The 19,271-nt window shown below is 60.9% G+C and carries 17 protein-coding genes; 7 read left to right on the top strand and 10 right to left on the bottom strand.

From position 1 onward, the window contains the following. Positions 1-146: 146 nt before the first annotated feature. Genes ilvC through miaA form a run of 4 tightly spaced genes read right to left on the bottom strand, consistent with a single transcriptional unit; the run spans position 147 to position 4,515 of the window. Positions 147-1,166, bottom strand: coding sequence for a ketol-acid reductoisomerase (gene ilvC / locus GLS_RS05855; RefSeq protein WP_011252650.1), 1,020 nt, complete (start codon positions 1,164-1,166; stop codon positions 147-149). Beyond that, positions 1,166-1,693: an acetolactate synthase small subunit gene (gene ilvN / locus GLS_RS05850; protein ID WP_011252649.1), complete on the bottom strand. Its 528-nt coding sequence runs from the start codon at positions 1,691-1,693 to the stop codon at positions 1,166-1,168. Before ilvN ends, ilvC begins: the two co-directional genes overlap by 1 nt. Beyond that, positions 1,693-3,486 carry a biosynthetic-type acetolactate synthase large subunit gene (gene ilvB, locus GLS_RS05845; protein ID WP_041111550.1) on the bottom strand — a complete coding sequence of 598 codons (1,794 nt, stop codon included), beginning with the start codon at positions 3,484-3,486 and terminating at the stop codon, positions 1,693-1,695. The genes ilvN and ilvB overlap by 1 nt, the downstream gene beginning before the upstream one ends. A 30-nt stretch (positions 3,487-3,516) precedes the next feature. Continuing rightward, positions 3,517-4,515: a tRNA (adenosine(37)-N6)-dimethylallyltransferase MiaA gene (gene miaA, locus GLS_RS05840; RefSeq protein WP_041111549.1), complete on the bottom strand. Its 999-nt coding sequence runs from the start codon at positions 4,513-4,515 to the stop codon at positions 3,517-3,519. A gap of 42 nt (positions 4,516-4,557) precedes the next feature. Here miaA and serB point away from each other — a divergent pair, with 42 nt between their 5' ends. Then, a complete protein-coding gene (gene serB / locus GLS_RS05835) occupies positions 4,558-5,451 on the top strand; it encodes a phosphoserine phosphatase SerB (protein ID WP_041111548.1) in 894 nt (297 codons plus the stop codon). Positions 5,452-5,517: 66 nt separating this feature from the next. Here the strand turns inward: serB and GLS_RS05830 are convergent, their stop codons facing one another. Together GLS_RS05830 and GLS_RS05825 are read right to left on the bottom strand one after the other, a co-directional pair. Next, a complete protein-coding gene (locus tag GLS_RS05830; RefSeq protein WP_052327491.1) occupies positions 5,518-6,099 on the bottom strand; it encodes a hypothetical protein in 582 nt (193 codons plus the stop codon). Positions 6,100-6,211: 112 nt separating this feature from the next. Next, positions 6,212-6,754 carry a DUF721 domain-containing protein gene (locus tag GLS_RS05825; protein ID WP_052327490.1) on the bottom strand — a complete coding sequence of 181 codons (543 nt, stop codon included), beginning with the start codon at positions 6,752-6,754 and terminating at the stop codon, positions 6,212-6,214. 10 nt (positions 6,755-6,764) lie between these two features. On the opposite strand from GLS_RS05825, the gene GLS_RS05820 reads away from it, so the two are divergent. The 3 genes from GLS_RS05820 (at position 6,765) to GLS_RS05810 (ending at position 10,820) form a co-directional block, all read left to right on the top strand. Continuing rightward, positions 6,765-7,826, top strand: coding sequence for an A/G-specific adenine glycosylase (locus GLS_RS05820; protein WP_041111547.1), 1,062 nt, complete (start codon positions 6,765-6,767; stop codon positions 7,824-7,826). Continuing rightward, on the top strand, positions 7,823-8,467 hold the full coding sequence (locus GLS_RS05815) for a hypothetical protein (protein WP_052327489.1): 645 nt from the start codon (positions 7,823-7,825) through the stop codon (positions 8,465-8,467). Before GLS_RS05820 ends, GLS_RS05815 begins: the two co-directional genes overlap by 4 nt. 661 nt (positions 8,468-9,128) lie before the next feature. After that, the gene (locus GLS_RS05810) at positions 9,129-10,820 is read left to right on the top strand and encodes an alpha-keto acid decarboxylase family protein (protein WP_041111546.1); all 1,692 of its coding nucleotides are present in this window, start codon (positions 9,129-9,131) and stop codon (positions 10,818-10,820) included. Between the two features lie 127 nt (positions 10,821-10,947). Here the strand turns inward: GLS_RS05810 and GLS_RS05805 are convergent, their stop codons facing one another. Next, positions 10,948-12,012 carry a transporter gene (locus tag GLS_RS05805; protein ID WP_041111545.1) on the bottom strand — a complete coding sequence of 355 codons (1,065 nt, stop codon included), beginning with the start codon at positions 12,010-12,012 and terminating at the stop codon, positions 10,948-10,950. A gap of 252 nt (positions 12,013-12,264) precedes the next feature. Between GLS_RS05805 and GLS_RS05800 the strand changes: the two genes are divergently transcribed. From GLS_RS05800 to GLS_RS05790, 3 genes are all read left to right on the top strand, one after another. After that, a complete protein-coding gene (locus GLS_RS05800; RefSeq protein WP_052327488.1) occupies positions 12,265-12,642 on the top strand; it encodes a hypothetical protein in 378 nt (125 codons plus the stop codon). 94 nt (positions 12,643-12,736) lie between these two features. Then, entirely contained in the window at positions 12,737-14,032 is a 1,296-nt protein-coding gene (ahcY, locus tag GLS_RS05795; protein ID WP_024716747.1) for an adenosylhomocysteinase, read from the top strand. Between the two features lie 75 nt (positions 14,033-14,107). Next, positions 14,108-14,500 (top strand): DUF3597 domain-containing protein, encoded by a 393-nt coding sequence (locus GLS_RS05790; RefSeq protein WP_011252638.1) that lies wholly within the window; start codon positions 14,108-14,110, stop codon positions 14,498-14,500. A 76-nt stretch (positions 14,501-14,576) separates the two neighbouring features. On the opposite strand, the gene GLS_RS05785 is transcribed toward GLS_RS05790, so the two are convergent. The 3 genes from GLS_RS05785 to GLS_RS05775 form a co-directional block, all read right to left on the bottom strand. Beyond that, complete coding sequence (locus GLS_RS05785; protein WP_041111544.1) at positions 14,577-15,752, bottom strand: histidine-type phosphatase; 1,176 nt, start codon at positions 15,750-15,752, stop codon at positions 14,577-14,579. Beyond that, on the bottom strand, positions 15,749-18,013 hold the full coding sequence (locus GLS_RS05780; protein ID WP_041111543.1) for a TonB-dependent receptor: 2,265 nt from the start codon (positions 18,011-18,013) through the stop codon (positions 15,749-15,751). Before GLS_RS05780 ends, GLS_RS05785 begins: the two co-directional genes overlap by 4 nt. 143 nt (positions 18,014-18,156) lie before the next feature. Next, on the bottom strand, positions 18,157-19,110 hold the full coding sequence (locus GLS_RS05775; protein WP_405002435.1) for a L,D-transpeptidase: 954 nt from the start codon (positions 19,108-19,110) through the stop codon (positions 18,157-18,159). Between the last annotated feature and the right edge of the window lie 161 nt (positions 19,111-19,271).

Here is a 19,271-nt window from a genome sequence, read left to right as displayed (position 1 = left end):
GACACGGAACTTTCCTGAATATCCCACGGCAAATACAGTTCGGGCGCCGGATCGCCGGGAAACGAATCCCGGAAATCCCGACGCCCGAAAGAAGCCGAGGCTTCCCCGTTCCGAAGAGCCGAATCCGGCCCTTCGGATTGGTCTGATCAGTTCTTGGCCTTGTCGACCAGCTTGCCCTTGGCAATCCACGGCATCATCGCACGCAGCTTCTCACCGGTCTTCTCGATCGGATGAGCGTCGTTGCGGGCGCGGATGGCCTTGAAGCCAACGCCGCCGGACTGGTTCTCAAGGATGAAGTTGCGAACGAACGTGCCGTCCTGGATGTCCGTCAGAACGCGCTTCATCTCGGCCTTCGTTTCCGGCGTGATGATGCGCGGACCCGTGACATACTCGCCGTATTCGGCGGTGTTGGAGATGGAGTAGTTCATGTTCGCAATGCCGCCTTCGTAGATCAGGTCCACGATCAGCTTCATTTCGTGCAGGCACTCGAAATAGGCCATCTCCGGCGCATAACCGCCTTCGACCAGCGTCTCGAAGCCGGCGCGGATCAGGTCAACGAGACCACCGCACAGGACAGCCTGCTCACCGAACAGATCGGTTTCGACTTCTTCCTTGAACGTCGTCTCGATGATGCCTGCACGGCCACCACCGTTTGCGGAAGCGTAGGACAGGGCGATCTCAAGCGCATTGCCCGAAGCGTTCTGTGCCACGGCCACGAGGGACGGCACGCCACCACCACGCAGGTATTCGGAACGGACCGTGTGGCCCGGGCCCTTCGGCGCGATCAGGAACACGTCCAGATCCGGACGGGCTTCGATGATGCGGAAGTGGATGGACAGACCATGAGCGAAAGCCAGGGCAGCGCCCGGCTTCAGGTTCTTCTCAAGGCTTTCCTTGTACAGCGCGCCCTGGCCTTCATCAGGGGTCAGGACCATGACAACGTCGGCCCAGGCCGCAGCCTCACCCGGCTCCATCACCTTGAAACCGGCTTCCTCAGCCTTCTTCACGGCGGAAGAGGTCGGACGCAGGCCGATGACGATGTCGGAAACGCCGCTGTCCTTGAGGTTGTTGGCGTGTGCGTGACCCTGGCTGCCATAGCCAATGATCGCGACTTTCTTGCTCTTGATCAGATTCAGATCGGCATCGCGATCGTAATACACCCGCATCAGACAGGCTCCTTTTTAAGATGAAACACTGAAGGACCGCGCCCGATGGCGGCAATCCCGGTGCGCGAAACCTCGGCCAGGCCAAGGGGGCGCATCAACTCGATGAACGCGTCGATCTTCTCGGGAGACCCCGTCAGCTCGAACACGAAACTCATGGCCGTCGTATCCACGGGCCGCGCACGGAACGAATCCGCAATGCGCAGGGCCTCCGTCCGGCGATCACCGGACGAGACGACCTTCACCAGCGCAAGCTCACGCCCCACATAGGGCCCTTCTTCCGTCAGGTCGCAGACATCATGCACCGGGATCAGGCGCTTGAGCTGCGCCTTGATCTGCCGGATCACCATCGGCGTGCCCGACGTCAGGACCGTGATGCGCGAGAGCTTCTGCTCCGCATCCACCAGCGCCACCGTCAGGCTCTCGATGTTGTAACCACGGCCGGAAAACAGGCCCACCACGCGGGCCAGCGCGCCACTCTCGTCCTCGATCAGAACCGAGATGACCGAATGTTGGATAGTCTCCGTCATCAGACCAGCATCTTTCCTTCTTCGGTCAGTCCCGCCGCTTCGGAATCCTGATCCGGACCCAGCAGCATCTGGTTATGGGCCGCACCCGATGGGATCATCGGATAGCAGTTCTCGCCTTCCGCCACGCAGATATCAGCCACGACCGGACCGTCATGCTCCAGCATCCGGCGGATCACGTCATCCAGCTCACCCACATGCGTCGCCCGCATTCCGGTCGCATGGAAGGCTTCGGCCAGCTTTACGAAGTCCGGCAGCGCCTCGCTGTAGGACTGCGAATAGCGCGACCCGTGAAGCAGCTCCTGCCACTGACGGACCATGCCCATATAGTGGTTGTTCAGGATGAAGATCTTCACCGGCAGGCGATACTGCGCGATCGTCCCCAGTTCCTGGATGTTCATGAGCGTGGACGCCTCACCGGCGATATCGATCACCAGCGCATCCGGATGCGCCACCTGCGCACCCACGGCGGCCGGCAGACCATAGCCCATCGTCCCCAGACCACCCGACGTCAGCCAGCGATTCGGCTTGTCGAACTGGAAGTGCTGGGCTGCCCACATCTGATGCTGCCCGACCTCGGTGGACACGAACGTGTCACGCCCCGTCTCCTTGGCCAGCTCATACAGACGGCGGATAGCATGCTGCGGACGGATAATGGCCGACGGGTCCATGTCCTGCGTGAAGCCGAAGCCATCCACGCTGCGCCAGGACGCGATCTGGTTCCACCAGGTGGACAGATCCGGCGCCGGCGTATCACCCCAGGCTTCCAGCAGTGCTTCGAGCGTATCGCGCACATCGCCTTCGATCCGCACATCCACCGGCACGATCTTGTCGATCTGGCTCGGGTCGATATCAGCATGGACCTTGAACGAATTGGGCGAGAACGCATCCACACGTCCCGTCACACGGTCATCGAAGCGTGAGCCCAGCGCGATCAGCAGGTCACAGCCATGCGTGGCCATGTTCGCCTCAACCGAGCCGTGCATGCCAAGCATGCCGAGGAACTGCGGATCGGGAGATGGAAACGCACCCAGGCCCATCAGCGTGGACGTCACCGGAAAACCGGTCTTGCGCGCCAGACGACGCAGCAGTTCCGACGCTTCCGGCCCGGAATTGATGATGCCACCGCCCGTATAGAAAAGCGGGCGCTTGGCCGTCTTCATCGCCTCGACGGTCCGCGCGATCGCCTCCGCATCCGGACCGCCCTGATGGCTCAGACGCTGCAGGCGTGACAGCGCAGGCTTCGTCAGAGGCGCCTTGCCGACCGTGATGTCCTTGGGCAGATCCACCAGAACCGGCCCCGGACGGCCCGAACGCGCAACCTCGAACGCCTCACGCACGGTCTGCGCCAGCGTGCCCGGCTCCCGCACGAGATAGTTGTGCTTGGTTGCAGGCCGCGTGATGCCTGTGGTGTCGGCTTCCTGGAACGCATCATTGCCGATCAGCTTCGTCGGCACCTGACCCGACAGGCAGACGAGCGGGATGGAATCCATCAGCGCATCCACCAGCCCGGTCACGGCATTGGTCGCACCCGGCCCCGACGTCACCAGCACTACACCAACCTTGCCCGTCGAACGCGCATAGGCCTCGGCCGCGTGAACGGCAGCCTGCTCATGGCGGACAAGCACATGGCGGATACGGTCCTGCTTGAAGAGAGCATCGTAAATCGGAAGGACAGCCCCACCCGGATATCCGAATATGACCTCCACACCCTCTTCATCGAGAACGCGCAGAAGCACCTCCGCGCCATTCAGCGCCTCGTTGCCTGTTCCTGCGTCTCTTTCAGCAGCCGTCACCGTTTCCTCCCAAGGTATGAGCGGCGGGATTTAGGACGCCCGCGCAGCGGCGTCAACTCGTTCAGATATAAAGTTCTCTATTTTTTCATACTGACTTTCCGATTCTTGCGCAGAATGGGTATATCTGCGCAACGAAATCATCCCGTCATTACCCTTTCCCAGCGCATGATGCCGGAACCAGGTCGCCTGCCGCCGCGTATAGCGTCCAATGGCCAGGACGGCGGATTTCCGCGCTTCCTCAAGCGGGACCTCCCCCCGCAGAACGGCCGCCAGCTCCGGCACCCCGTGCGCACGCATGGCAGGCAGAACCGGATCGAGCCCCCGCGCCAGCAAAGAAGACACTTCTTCAAGAGCCCCGGCCTCCAGCATCTGCCCGAATCTGGAATCGATCGCCCGGCGCAGCCCTTCCCGTTCGGGATCAAGCTGCACGGACACGAACCGGCACGGAGCAGGCGGCAGCCCCGGCTGCGACCGCCACCAGGCCAGCCCACGCCCCGTCCCCGTCCAGACCTCCCAGGCCCGCGAAATCCGCTGCGTATCGTTCGGACGCAGACCCGATGCCGTTTCCGGATCAACCTGCATCAGCCGCGCATGCAGCGCCTCCGGCCCGATTTCCTCCGCCAGATCCCGCGCTTCGGTGCGTGCCGCATCGCCAGGGTCCGGCACTTCCACCAGACCATCCGTCAGCGCCCGCAGATACATGCCCGTCCCGCCACACAGGATCGGCATACGCCCCTCGGCCCAGGCCACATCCATTTCCCGCAGCGCCTTGGACCGCCACCAGGCCACACTCCCCGGCACGGCCGCGTCCAGAACGCCGTAAAGCCTATGCGGCACCGCCGCTTCATCCGCCGCGTCGGGCCGGGCTGTGAGGATGTGCAGATCACGATAGACCTGCATGGAATCCGCATTGATGACCGTGCCGCCAAAGGTCCGGGCAAGGTCGAGCGCCAGTGCCGACTTGCCGGAGCACGTCGGTCCAGCCACAATGATCGCAGTTTTTGCTTCTGTCGTCTTCGGGGCGTTCATTCCTCCCCTCCTGCCACACGTGCCGGACCGTTACGAGATCCCATGTCCCTTCCTGCCGTCCTGACCCTTATCGCTGACCGGAAATCCGGCCCCCTCAAACCCGAGGCCATCGACGTGGCCCGGACGCTCGTCAAGGGCAATGCCCCCATCGTCCTGTCCCCGGGCGAAGCGGTGGATATTCCCTGCCCGCCGCCGCGTCCCGGCTCGGCCAGCGCCGCCACCATCCGCGCAACCCTCGCGCCCTATCGCGTCGATGCCCTGCTTCTGAAAACGCGCGGCCGCCGCCGGGCCGTCCTCGTCGCCGACATGGACAGCACCATCGTCACGGGCGAGACGCTCGACGAACTGGCGGATCTGCTGGGTTGTGGCGAAGACGTCGCCGCCATTACCCGTGCCTCGATGAACGGTGAGCTGGATTTCGAAACAGCCCTTGAGCAGCGCGTGGCGCTTCTGGCCGGAAAACCGGCCTCCGTCCTTGAAAACGTCTGGGCTTCCGTCACACTGACCGAAGGTGCGCGCGAACTCGTGCAGACCATGCGCAAACACAACGGCCGCACGGCGCTCGTATCGGGCGGTTTCACATGGTTCACCCAACGCGTGGCCGAACTCTGCGGCTTCGATGAGAATTACGGCAATGCGCTGGAAATCGAGGATGGCAAAATCACCGGCCGCCTCGCCGGCCCGATCCTCGGCCCCGACGCCAAGCGCGACCACCTCGAACGCCTGACCGCAGAGCGCGGCGTGCAGCTTCGTGCTGCCCTGACGACCGGCGATGGCGCCAACGACATTCCGATGCTGGCCAGCGCCGGACTCGGTCTGGCCTTCCACGCCAAGCCCAATGTCCGCCGCATCATTTCCACGCAGATCAACTTCGCCAGCCTGCGCGCGCATCTCTTTGCGCAGGGCTATCACGCGAAGGATTTCGTGACGGACTGACCGGAACGTCAAAGCTCCGGATATGAAAAAGCCGCCGAAGTCCCGGACTCCGGCGGCTTTTTTCGATCAGTATCCCCAGGTGTAGGGCGGCACCCCGGAATAGGACGGTGCGGCGTAATAACCGGGAGCATAGCCCGGTGCATATCCATAACCGCTGTAGGCGCCATAGCCATAAGGCGAGGCCACAGCCATTCCGGCTGCCATGCCAAGACCGACGCCAAGGCCCCAACCGCCCCAGCCCCAGCCGCCGCCCCAGCCCGGCATGCCCCAGCCATAACCGAACCACCCGGGACCGCCCCATCCGTTCCAGCCACCCCAGCCCGGATAACCCCAGCCACCAAAGCGCGGGCCACCCCAGCCACCGCCCCAGCCGCCGCCACGGAAACCCCAACCCGGACGGCCGCCGCCATAACCGCCACCCCAGCCACCACCGGGACCACCACGGAATCCGCCGCCGCCCATGCCGCCGGGTCCCCCTCCATGGAAACCGCCACCACCCATGCCACCGCCGCCATGGAAGCCACCGCCTCCACCACCGCCATGGCCGCCACCTCCGCCGCCACCATGCTGGGCAAAGGCAGGGAGAGAAATCGAGGACGCCAGCAGGGCCAGCATCAGTGCGGCAGCGGGTCTGTGTGCAAAGGTCATGGCAAGTCTCCTGTGGGAAAGCCTGATCATTTTCCCATATCGGCATTATCAGATCGCGTGGGAAGGTGGCTTTCCCATGACGAAACAACTTGTTTCACGTGAAACATTTCCGTCACCTTCGCCGGCGCCGCGCGCCCAGATGTCCACCAAGGCTCTCCAGCGCCAGTCGAAGCTCCTCATCCTCGATATCCGGCACCTCGATCTGCAGCGGTTTCGGACGCTTCGGCGTCGGCCGCTCGAACGCGACCAGATCCTGAACGATCTTCAGACGCTCGATTCCATATTCCCCCCGCAACCCGCAGGCGACATTGATGCGTTCGATGATCTGTGGCGCCAGATGCTGAAGCTCCATGGCGATCGGTCCCGAACACGCCAGCGTCAGCGTCCCCGCAGAAAGACGGCGCGGCTCGGTCTGCTTTGCCAGACGCGGCCCGACAAAATCCACCCAGTCCATCATCAGTCGCGCCAGAACGGGCGGCTTCTTCTTGAAGACCGGCTGCGTCAGCGCCTGCACGAAAGACCCGATCTGCTTCGCCCCCGAGCGGCGCGGCTTCCAGTTCCGGTCTGACGGCACCCAGCCATCGGGCTCCGGTGCGGCCTTCTTTCGGGACGTGTTTCGTGTGGGGCGCTTGTCCGAACCGCAATCCTTCGTCATATCCGTTCCCGTGACTCCTGATGCATCCGCCCTGCTGCGCTGGTACGACCACCACCGCCGCGTCCTGCCGTGGCGCAGCCTCCCCGGCCATCGCCCGGACCCGTACGCCGTCTGGCTGAGCGAAATCATGCTCCAGCAGACAACCGTCAAGGCCGTCATAGCCTATTACGAGCGCTTTCTCACGCATTACCCGACAGTTCAGGATCTCGCGGCGGCCCCGCTCGAAGACGTCCTGCACCTCTGGGCCGGCCTTGGCTATTATGCCCGCGCCCGCAATCTCCATGCCTGTGCAAAACGCGTCTCCGAACGCGGCGGTTTCCCCGATACGGTCGAAGAGCTGCTGACACTCCCCGGAATTGGCGCCTATACGGCCCGCGCCATCGCCGCCATCGCCTTCGGCCGCCCCGTCGTCCCCGTTGACGGCAATGTCGAGCGGGTCACAGCCCGCCTGAACGCCATCGAAGATCCCCTCCCGGCTTCACGCCCGCTCCTGGCCCGACAGGCCGCGCTTCTGAATGACGATCCTGTGGCCCAAAGCCGCCCCTCCGATTTCGCACAGGCCCTGTTTGATCTCGGCGCCACGATCTGCACTCCGCGCAGTCCCGCCTGCCTGACCTGCCCCTGGCAGACATCCTGCATCGCCCATGCCCGTGGCATCGCAGCACAACTCCCGGCCAAACAGCCCAAACAGGCTCGTCCCACCCGTTACGGCGCGCATTTCCTCCTGCATGACAACTACGGCCAGATCCTCCTGCGCACACGCCCCCCCACCGGCCTGCTCGGCAGCATGGACGAGCTCCCCGGAACCGACTGGCGCAGCACGCCCTGGAGGGACGAAGAAGCCCTCACCCACGCCCCCTGCCTGACCCACTGGGTCCGCAGAGGCGAGATCCGCCATGTCTTCACCCATTTCACCCTGTACCTCACGGTCTACGAGGCTTGCCTTCCGCAGAGCCATAATGCAGGGATCGATTCCTCTTTCGGCACGTTCCGCTCAGCAAAGCGCGCCGCCCTGCCCGGCGTCATGAAGAAATGCCTGGCCCTCACCAAGCAGACCCCGGAGACACGATGACTGAAACATCCCCGACACTGCGCCTGTGGTTCATGGACTGGCATGGCTGGATGCTCGACCACGATCCACTGAAAGATGCTCCGACCCGCACCCCTTTCCAGCCAGGCCGCCTTCCGGGACTCTGCGCCCTTGTTCCGGCAGCCTTCCAGTTCCCCTGCCGCCCCTTCATGGAAAAACGCGTGTCCATGCCCCGGGCTTTCCCGGAAATGGAAATGCAGGAACTGCCCCATAACCGGGTCGCATTCTTCCTGCCCAGGCATGAGACCTACCTGATCAGCGTTCCTTTTGGTTCCGGCCTCGTGGATTACTATTCCCCGTCGCAAAAAGAGTGGGAAACCTTTCTTCCCCTGACTCTGGAAATGCTGCGCGGACTTTCCCTGCTCGTAACGCCCGCTGCCCTGAAGCTGGAAGACGACACCGGCGAAGAGCTGCCGACTCCGGCCCTGCACGAGCAGATGACCCTCCGGTTCGGCGAAAGAAACCTTCCCCTGTTCCTGAACACCGATGCCCTGACCCGGATCGGCCAGATCATGCCCGGCACAAGCGCCTCAATCGAGCTGACATGGCAGATCGATACCGCCCCGACCGCTGTCACCGTTCACCATCAGACGGCCCCGACGTCAGCACCGGAAACACTGTAAAACCAGAGACACAGCCAGTCCCGGAAGAGTCATCCGGGACGTCTCGACGCTATTTCCAGCCTGAAATACCGGAACCAGACCTTTGTGGTCCTCATCCGTTTCACGGAAGCCTTCCGGCTGTATTCAATTCCCCCTCATGAGAAAGGGTTTTTTCAATTAATTGTAATGTTTGATTGATGTCCTTCACATGCGGGATTTTTGTTCTAAACATTCCTGTGTCTGGAGCAGACAGGTATTTCATACGAAGCCGGTCTGTTTTCCGGCTGTCATGGGAAGATATGTCATCTAGAGGTTCTTTTCTTGCCGTTTCTGGGGCCCGTCATGACGGAACGGGCCGTCTCTTCTGTTATACTACCCATTATTTAACGACAGAAAATCGCACACCTATAGTTCCCGGTTTTTCCAACGCCCCTGACGGCACGTCACCTTTCAGCGTCCTGCTCCAGACACCTGCCCCCGAACTCCGGATGGCCTCATACGCTTTTCCCGGACAGGTCCAGGTTCCTTCCCGACACCACTGTTGTCCCAATGGCTACGCGGTCCTTCCGGATACCCGTGACCTGTCACCTGCCTTTTTCGGTCAGATGACTGCATGGTCCTGTCAGCAAGGCAGATCATCCAGTCATCTGACCGTCCCTATGGCTCCTGAGGTACTGAAATCATGACTTATACTGTCGGACATTATCTTGCCGAACGACTGACACAGATCGGCCTGAAGCATCATTTCGCCGTTGCCGGCGACTACAACCTCGTTCTGCTCGACCAGCTGATCGAACAGGGCGGCACGAAGCAGATCTATGACTGCAACGAGCTGAACTGCAGCTTCGCCGCCGAAGGTTATGCCCGCGCCAACGGTGCAGCCGCTGCCGTCATCACCTTCAGCGTCGGCGCCATCTCCGCCATGAACGGCCTCGGCGGCGCCTATGCCGAGAACCTGCCGATCCTCGTGATTTCGGGCGCTCCGAACTCCAACGATCACGGTTCGGGCCACGTCCTGCACCACACGATCGGCACGACGGACTACAGCTACCAGATGGAAATGGCGAAGCACGTTACCTGTGCCGCCGAAAGCATCACCTCTGCTGAAACCGCCCCGGCCAAGATCGACCACGTCATCCGCACGATGCTGCGTGAGAAGAAGCCGGCCTATCTCGAAATCGCCTGCAACATCTCGGCCGCACCCTGCGTCCGTCCGGGCCCGGTCTCGTCCCTGCACGCCCATCCGCGTCCGGACGAAGCCAGCCTGAAGGCCGCTCTGGACGAGAGCCTGAGCTTCCTCAACAAGGCCAACAAGGTCGCCATCCTGGTCGGCACCAAGCTGCGCGCAGCCGAAGCCCTCAAGGAAACGGTCGAACTGGCTGACAAGCTCGGTTGCCCCGTTACGGTCATGGCCGCTGCAAAGAGCTACTTCCCCGAGACGCACCCCGGCTTCCGTGGCGTGTACTGGGGCGACGTCAGCAGCCCGGGCGCCCAGGAAATCATCGAAGGCGCCGATGCCGTCATCTGCCTGGCACCAGTCTGGAATGACTACTCCTCGGGCGGCTGGAAGAGCGTTGTCCGTGGCGAAAAGGTCCTCGAGGTCGATCCCAACCGCGTCACCGTCAACGGCAAGACCTTCGAAGGCTTCCGCCTGAAGGAATTCGTCAAGGCCCTGACCGAGAAGGCTCCGAAGAAGTCCGCAGCCCTGACCGGCGAATACAAGCCCGTCATGCTGCCTAAGGCCGACCCGTCCAAGCCGCTGTCCAACGACGAAATGACCCGCCAGATCAACGAACTGGTCGACGGCAACACCACGCTCTTCGCCGAGACCGGCGACTCATGGTTCAACGCCGTGCGTATGCACCTTCCCGAAGGTGCGAAGGTCGAGACGGAAATGCAGTGGGGTCACATCGGCTGGTCCGTTCCGTCCATGTTCGGCAACGCCACCGCTTCGCCGGAGCGCAAGCACGTCCTGATGGTCGGTGACGGTTCCTTCCAGCTGACGGCGCAGGAAGTGGCCCAGATGGTCCGCTACGAACTGCCGGTCATCATCTTCCTGGTGAACAACCACGGCTACGTCATCGAAATCGCCATCCATGACGGCCCGTACAACTACATCCAGAACTGGGACTACGCAGCTCTGATGCAGTGCTTCAACCAGGGCGTCCCGGGCGAGGAAAGCGGCAAGTACGGTCTCGGCCTGCATGCCACGACCGGTGCAGAACTGGCCGAAGCCATCGCCAAGGCCAAGAAGAACACCCGCGGCCCGACGCTCATCGAGTGCAAGCTTGATCGTACGGACTGCACCAAGACCCTCGTGGAGTGGGGCAAGGCTGTTGCCGCCGCAAACTCCCGCAAGCCCCAGAGCGTCTGAACAAAGCGTCTGAACAAAGCGTCTGAACAAAGCGTCTGATCCTTCCCGGATCAGTCCCTGCGACACAGAAAACCCCCCGTGCCCGGCACGGGGGGTTTTTCTTTGGACCAGCCCTCAACCCAAAAAATCAGAGCAGACGCGCAATCTTCATGAACAGAAACGTCACGGTCATGAAGACGAAACAGACAATGCCCGCTTCCACGGTCCCCATCTGCCCCTGCGCCAGAAACATCCCACCAGTATTCATGCCGAAGAATCCGGTCACGAATGTCGCCGGCAGCATCAACGTGGTCCCGACCGAGACGATATACAGACGCCGGTTGGTCTCTTCCGCCTGATTGGAGCCAAGCTCGTCCTGCAACGAGCGAGCGCGGTCCTGAAGCGCGATCAGATCGTCCAGTGCCGCATGAACCTGCCGCTCGGCCCGATCCCGCAATTCGTCTTCCGCCCAGTCCGGAAGATCCAGATCCTCGTCCTTCAGAACACGGTCAATCGGCGTCACGACACGACGCAGCTCGGTCGCACGACGGCGCACCTTACCGACAATGCTACCCAGATGCCCCAGATCGGAGCGATGCTCGATCAGCAGAAGCACGTCTTCCGCCCGGTCCAGTTCGTCATCCAGGTGCCCGAGCTGCCGCCGCACCGTCCCCGTAAACTCACGTAGGGCACGGTCGATAATCCCCGCAGGTGTCTTCGGAATCTGGTCCGGCTTCAGCGAACGATACGCCGCCCCCAGAACCGGAATGGGATTGCGTCGTGTCGTGATCAGCAGATCCGGCCGCATCGCAAAGCGCCAGGCGCAGATTTCCCGATCCTCTTCGGACAGCGCATCGTCAAACGCCGGCAGCGCGCCCCAGATCAGATCACCAAATGCCTCAAGCGCAATGCCATATTCCGTCTCGGCCAGCATGGCGCACACGTCTTCGGGCAGATCCGGTAGATGCGCGACATAGCCGCGTGCGGAGCTGTGCACCGTATCGAAATGCAGCCAGTACCAGCCATCACTCTCGACAGGACGCTCCGGCGCCAGAAGCGCCTCGACTTCCGCCGATGCCAGCGTCCGCAACTCCTGCCCCGGCACGGCATGAACCGCCCAGACGAGACCGTTTGCAAAAGCGGGCGCGCCGGTTTCCTGATGTTCCGGGTCCAGAACCGTGAAGGGGAAGTTGTAGGCAGTGCTGTCTGACACGACATCCTCCTGTTCTCAGGGGGTTCAGGACCGGCAGAACCGGCATGCAGGTTCAACAGAAACGACTGGAAAAAGACGGGGGACAAACTCTGTCGGCTTCTCGCATGGTCTGCAGACCGACGCAATATACCCCCCTTTCCGTAAACAGAGGCGTCCCGCGATGCAACTCCGGCCGGGCGCAGCGGTTATTCCAACACTCCCTGATGAGTCAGCCCCTGACGCAGGGGAACTCCCCTCCGGAAAGGAATGTCCATGTCCATCCGCACATCCTTCTTCGCTGCAAGCCTCCTGATCGGCACTGCTGTCGCTGCTCCGTCCGTCATGGCCCAGGCCGTGAGCGCTCCCAGCAACGACCAGACGCAGACCTCGACTTCGGCCATCCAGAAGGCCCAGAACTCCACGGTCAGCCAGCCGAACAACAGCCTGCCGACCAATCCGCGCACGGTCACGGAACAGCCGGACCAGCCGCCCCCGGCAGCCCCCGGCGCCATGAGCCGCACCACGACCGAAACCGGTCCCGTCCCTTCCAACCAGAAGGACGTGCACAAGCTCTCCCGCAAGCATCACCGCTCGCACCACAAGACGACCACGCCGACCGAAACGTCGCCCCAGACCACGTCGCCGGAATAAGGGAGACAGGCCTATTGCCGGGCCCGCCCTTTCCGCGGGTCCGCCAAGCCTTTATACAGGCAGCCATCCAAAGATGGGCAGCAAGGGCCATTTCATGACGACGCAGGATTACAAGGTTCGCGACATTACTCTGGCAGACTGGGGCCGCAAGGAAATCTCCATCGCCGAAGGCGAAATGCCGGGCCTGATGGCTCTTCGCGAAGAGTACAAGGATTCACAGCCGCTCAAGGGCGCACGCATCGCCGGCTGTCTGCACATGACCATCCAGACCGCAGTGCTGATCGAGACGCTGATTGCTCTCGGTGCCACGGTCCGCTGGTCCTCGTGCAACATCTTCTCCACGCAGGATCACGCCGCAGCAGCCATTGCCGCAGCCGGCATTCCCGTCTTCGCCTGGAAGGGCCTGACGGAAGACGAATTCAACTGGTGCATCGAGCAGACCATCCATGGTCCCGATGGCTGGACGCCGAACATGATCCTCGATGATGGTGGCGACCTCACCATCATGATGCATGACAAGTACCCCGAAATGCTCAAGGACGTGCGCGGCATATCCGAAGAGACGACGACGGGTGTGCATCGTCTGTGGGAAATGTCCAAGAAGGGCACGCTGAAGGTTCCGGCCATCAACGTGAACGACAGCGTCACCAAGTCCAAGTTCGATAACCTGTATGGCTGCCGTGAGAGCCTCGTGGACGCGATCCGTCGCGGCACGGACGTCATGATGGCTGGCAAGGTCGCCGTGGTTGCCGGTTACGGTGACGTCGGCAAGGGTTCCGCCGCCTCCCTGCGCAACGCAGGCTGCCGCGTGCTCGTGACCGAAGTCGATCCGATCTGCGCCCTTCAGGCCGCCATGGAAGGCTATGAAGTCGTCACGATGGAAAACGCAGCACCGCGCGGCGACATCTTCGTCACCTGCACGGGCAACGTGGACATCATCACGATCGACCACATGCGTGAGATGAAGGACCGTGCGATCGTCTGCAACATTGGTCACTTCGACAGCGAAATCCAGGTCGAAGCCCTGCGCAACTACCGCTGGAACAACATCAAGCCGCAGGTCGACGAGATCGAGCTGGCTCCGAACCGCCGCATCATCCTTCTGTCCGAAGGCCGTCTGGTGAACCTGGGCAACGCAACGGGCCACCCGTCCTTCGTGATGTCCGCATCCTTCACCAACCAGACGCTGGCGCAGATCGAACTGTGGACGGCAAAGCCGGGCCAGTACGAAGTCAAGGTCTACACCCTGCCGAAGGCTCTGGACGAGAAAGTCGCTGCCCTGCACCTTGCAAAGGTCGGCGCAGAACTTTCCAAAATGTCACAGAAACAGGCCGACTACATCGACGTTCCAGTCAATGGTCCGTTCAAGCACGAAGAATACCGCTACTAAGACAAGGCGGATCAGGAAGGGCGAAACCCCGGTTACGCCCCTTCCGGACTTCCTTAATCAACAGGAGTTACACTCATGGGTCTTTTCAGCACCATCATGTCCAAGATCTTTGGCCATGCAGAAGCCGCAACGCCGTCCACCAGTGCAGCCCCGGCCGCCACTGCACCTGCCGCCGCTCCGGCTGCTCCCGCAGCAGCGCCCGCCGCAGCTCCGGTGGACGTGGATGCCGTCCTGTCCGATCTGGCATCCAAGGCCGGCCAGCCGCTGAACTACAAGACCTCCATCGTGGATCTCCTGAAGCTGCTCGGTCTCGACAGCTCGCTCCAGTCCCGCAAGGAACTGGCTGGCGAACTGCATTATTCGGGCAGCACGGACGACACCGCGACGATGAACGTCTGGCTCATCAAGCAGGTCTATGCCGAGCTGGCCAAGAATGGCGGCAAGGTTCCGGCTGACTGGACGCACTGATCCGCGCCCCGTCCGCACGGACAGCATGAAAAAGCCCGGCTGGAAACAGCCGGGCTTTTTTTGTGAAATTCCTGTGTCAGGGAAGGATTGGATTGCTCGGCTCCAGCGTCTGCATCGAACGCTCGACACTGGACGCCTGACCTGCCCGTAGCTCCTCCAGAGACTGATGGAAAATCCGCACCCTGACCTCCACATGCCGGTCCGGATAACGCCACCGCTCAAATGCCAGAACCGTATCCGGCGCCGTACTGTCCGGCTGATCCTCAAACGCCCAAGACAGCCCGAAAATCGCCGCCATGGCATCCTGGTTCGTATCATGTCCCGCTAGCACCAGAAGCCGCGCGGAGGGTGTGATACCGGGAATATCCTCAACCGGACGATCCGCCAGAAACGCCCGGATGCTTTGCGCCATAACCCCGTTCCGCGCCTGCGCCACAACCGGCAGACGCCGCAGCAGCAGACTTTCCGCCTCATGAACCGGCATGACAGTCTTCAGTAGTCCCGGAACATCCGCTCTCGCAGATCCAAACACATCATCTGAAAAGCCTTCGGAATACAGAAGCAGCAGACTTTCCGCCGCCATCCCCCCCGTCGCAACACCGCCTGAAAGATGGGGCGCAGCTTTTTTCCAGTCCAAAACGGCATCATCCCGCAGACAATGCGAGGTACGCTCTGCCCCCTCACAGGCTCCCGGCGCCATCAGCGTCTGCAACGCCTGTAATCCGCGCTGCACCTCCGGAGTACGGGACACAGGCAATGCAGACGCAAACGCCTGCTCGGTCTCCTGCCGCGGCGGCACGGCGCGACCCGCCGCAATGGCGTTATAAACAGGGTCCGGACCCTGCGCCTGCCATTGCGCCTTAACATGACAGTCCGGCGCCACATCCCGCGCCCAGACCTGCCCGGTCTGCTGCGTCCTGTGATCCGCCCCGTCCGCCCAGACCCGGATCCGATCGGAACAGTTCTGCAACGGTCCAAAAGCCAGACGCAGATAATGCGACCGGACAGCCTGCACCATCGCCCCCAGCGCCGCCGCGCCATGCGGCGTCATCTCGCCGGGCGCCACGGACCATTCAGGCCAGTCGAACCCGGTTTTCGCTTTCAAAGACGCCGGAGACGTCGTCGGACTCCGGATCCCATGCCGGGACAGAAGCACGACTTTTTCCAGAACAGGCCCGGACGGCGCAGAGGCTTCGCCCGAACATCCCGTCAGGGACAGCGCAAACAGAAGGACACAGCCGGTCTTTTTCACGGGAAGGTCGCCGTCATGTTGAAGAACACACTCCGTCCGGCCAGCCGCCAGTAAAGCGGCGCATCACCGTAAGACTGGTTGCCCGCAAAATCGCTGATGGAGCGATTATTGAAGAGGTTGGAAATCTTGAGGCTCGGCGTCACATCGCGCATGAAGCCACCGATATTATGAATGCGCCAGCCCAGGGCCAGATCCGCCGTCACATTGCCATGGATCCTGTACTGGTTTTCAAACACCGTATGACCAGCCGAATTGGTGGTGCTGTCCAAACCCCAGTGATGCCCGACATATTTCCCCATGAGCGAGAAATACGGACCCTTCGCATTTTCATAAAGCAGACCGAACGATGCCAGCGAATCCGGCGTCGTCGCCACGCGCACGCTGCTGTGTTTGTAGCGCGCGTCATTTACGCTGTAATTGCCGTAAAGCGAGAAGCCGTATCCGATGACATACTGCCCTTCGAGTTCGATCCCACGATAAATCGCGCCACCGCTGTTCACATACGTCGATGTCGTGCCGATGTTCTCAACATTGATCTGTGCGGAAGCGATATAATTGGAAAAATCGATGTAATACCCATCCAGCGACAGCATCCAGTTCTTGCCGTGGTAAACCGATCCAACCTGATAATTCAGGGTCGTTTCCGGCTTCACATTTCCAACGGACTGAACCTGAAAAACCGACATCGGAGGTGCCAGGAACCCGCGCGCAATCTGCGCATACGCACTCCAGTTTTTCATAATCCGTTGATTGATCGCAATGGATGGCTGCCAGGATCCATAATGCTGGGTGTCCTTCATCGGCACCTTTGTCGACTTGTTTATCGTCGCATCATAGTCCCTTGTGAACATGGAATATTTCACACCCGGCTTGATAACCGCCCCTTTCCAGGGATGAATATCGAACTCGAGATAGGGCTGCACCGTCGTGTTCAGATCGGAAATATCATAGCTGTAAGCCGAACCTGTTTTGGACGGAACCGGGATCGCATTTTTGCTCAGATCCAGCGCATAGGTGTAGCGACGATCCTTCTGCACATCCGCCCACACACCGAACAGAATATCCGCATAGGATGTATGCGCCTTGAACCGCAACGTATCGCCATAAGAACGGAACTTAGCGTCCGCATATTTTCCGGGAATGTCATTGGCATAGGTCGCCACTTTCTTCCCGGCCGAATTATAGAACGTCACACCATTCGCAGCCGTGCTCGTCTGGCTGGCATCCGTGCTTTCCGTATAATCATGCTCGAACCCGCTCGTATAAAGCTGGTTTTCCATCGTCAGCCATGATGCAAGGCGGCTTTTGAGGCTCACATAATCAAAATCGGACGTGTAGGTACTGGGGTTATATCCGTAATAACACTGTTTGGACGGGTCGTTGCACAGCCCGTAATTCTTGCCGTATTTCGCATATTCGGCGAGCGTCGCACCCTGTGTCGTGTACTGCCATTCCTTGTTGTATGTCGTCTCGAATGTCAGCGTCGTCTCGGGCGCGAGATCGATCACGTCTTTGAACATCAGATTGCTCCGGCGCTCGGCCGAATTGGTCAGATAGCCGTTCGTCTCTTCATGCTGCATGTCGAGAAATGCACGCCCAAAACGCGTTTTGCCGCTGTCGAATTCGATGCCACCGGCGCGCGTGTTGAAACTGCCATAAGTCCCGTACAGCGACACGCCCCTTTTGGCCGACGGCGTCTTGGACATGAACCCCATCGTTCCACCGAACGTCGCATTACCGATCGTGGAGCCCGTTCCGGGACCGCGATCAATCTGCGCTTCCCCTAGGAAGTGCGAGATGAACAGGGACGATGTCGTGTGGTGCAAATCACTGGCATCACCGAACGGAATGCCATCGAACGTCATGTTGTACTGCCCGTCCTGAAAGCCGCGAAGGCTCATCGCCTCGGCTTTACCCATTCCGGGACCGTTAGGATTTTGCGAATAAACACTCGGCTGGAACCGGATGATATCGTCGATGCTGGCGAGCGGAATGATATTGTTGCTCAGAAAGCCAGACTGAATTTTTGATGTCGGCTCCGTAATATCCAGCGGCACCGTCGCAGGTGCAATCCGCGCGGCATGACCAAGAACGGTCAGATTTTCCACGCCAGGCGTCGCCGCTTTTTCCTTTTTGGCTTTGTGCTCCTCATGCTTCTTCTGTTTTGAATCAGAAACATCTGCGTGGGCGCTTCCTCCCAGCAACAAGGCACCGGCGAAGCACCCGGAAAGCAGGATATGGTTACGCATCTTGAACGTCATGGGGAATGGGCTCCAGTGAATGGCGCGCATTCCATACGGAAGGCTTCAGCTCAGGAAAACTGCTTTACCGTTCCTGAAATAAAACATTCACACGTTTTACTTCAAACCTTCATACTTATTTTGAAATATTTCTAATTCTATACTTAAGGTAACGGTCTTTTATCAGCAATAGGGTCGATCTTCGGCTCCGTCAGCGGCCCTGAATCAATCACGACGACCAGATCGCCCGCAATCTGCGTCGGCTGCCGGTCCTTCGGCAGCAGCGCCTGAAAGCGCGGGTCATAACTCGCGGCCTGCTCATACAGCGCATCGATCAGCCCGTAATGATCCATGAATTTATTCATGGTCGCCGGAATCCGGATGCAGCCTTCCGACGCCGGATGTCCCAGACGCCATTCCAGGAACTGCGGATCCGTCGCATGGATTTCCAGCCGGATCTGGCCGGTTTCATGACGTGGCAGCCAGCCCTTCATCGCCGTCTGCCACCCCATGTCCCACACACGCGATCCCTTGGCACCAATCCCGCGGATTCCGTACTTGTTCTTCGTACCTTCCGCCCGATAGCCCAGACGGTCCGCTGTGTTCTGAAAAACCCCGGTCGGTGTGATGTAGTAATATTTGCGCCCTGTCGTCCCGGTCGAAACTGGCGTCCCTCCAAGGGACTCCCAGGGAGCATCCGGCAGCGCCAGCACATAATCCAGATGCTGGATCTTCTCGTTACGATCCACGACCATGACAAGCTGCGGCCGCGAAACCGGCATGTCCGCCTGCGTCACCGCCTCCTTCGCAAGCGTCAGAAACGCCTTCCGACGTTCCGGCGTGTACGTGCTGAACCCTTTGACATTGTGCTTCATCAGCACCGCCAGCCGGGACGCCTCCTGCCGCGCCACCTCATCCGACACAACCGGCAGATCCGGAATATCGATCGGCGGGGGCGCCAGATCAGGCTGCGGCGGCGTATCCGTCGGCGGATTGCTGGCAGGCGGGGGGACTGAAGCGCCCAACGATGGCGTCGTATCGGGCTGCTGCGTCGACAGTTCCGGCCCCGCACTGTCCGGCCGCGCACAGGCCACCAGCGGCGCAAACCCCACAACCATGGCCGTGGACGCAGATAACAGGGCCACAAACCGCGTCAGTCTGGAAACATCACGCATCTTCAGAAAACCATCCTCGAGTTCAGAACAACAGACAGAACGCGAGGGAACAGTTTCCTGTCCGGGCGTTCAGCATGACTGGTACGTCTTTCAACGCCCCAGCC

It is taken from the genome of Gluconobacter oxydans DSM 3504 (genome assembly GCF_000583855.1).
In the GTDB taxonomy this organism is placed as follows: Bacteria; Pseudomonadota; Alphaproteobacteria; order Acetobacterales; family Acetobacteraceae; genus Gluconobacter; species Gluconobacter oxydans.
This window is presented reverse-complemented; position numbering and strand designations above follow the sequence as displayed.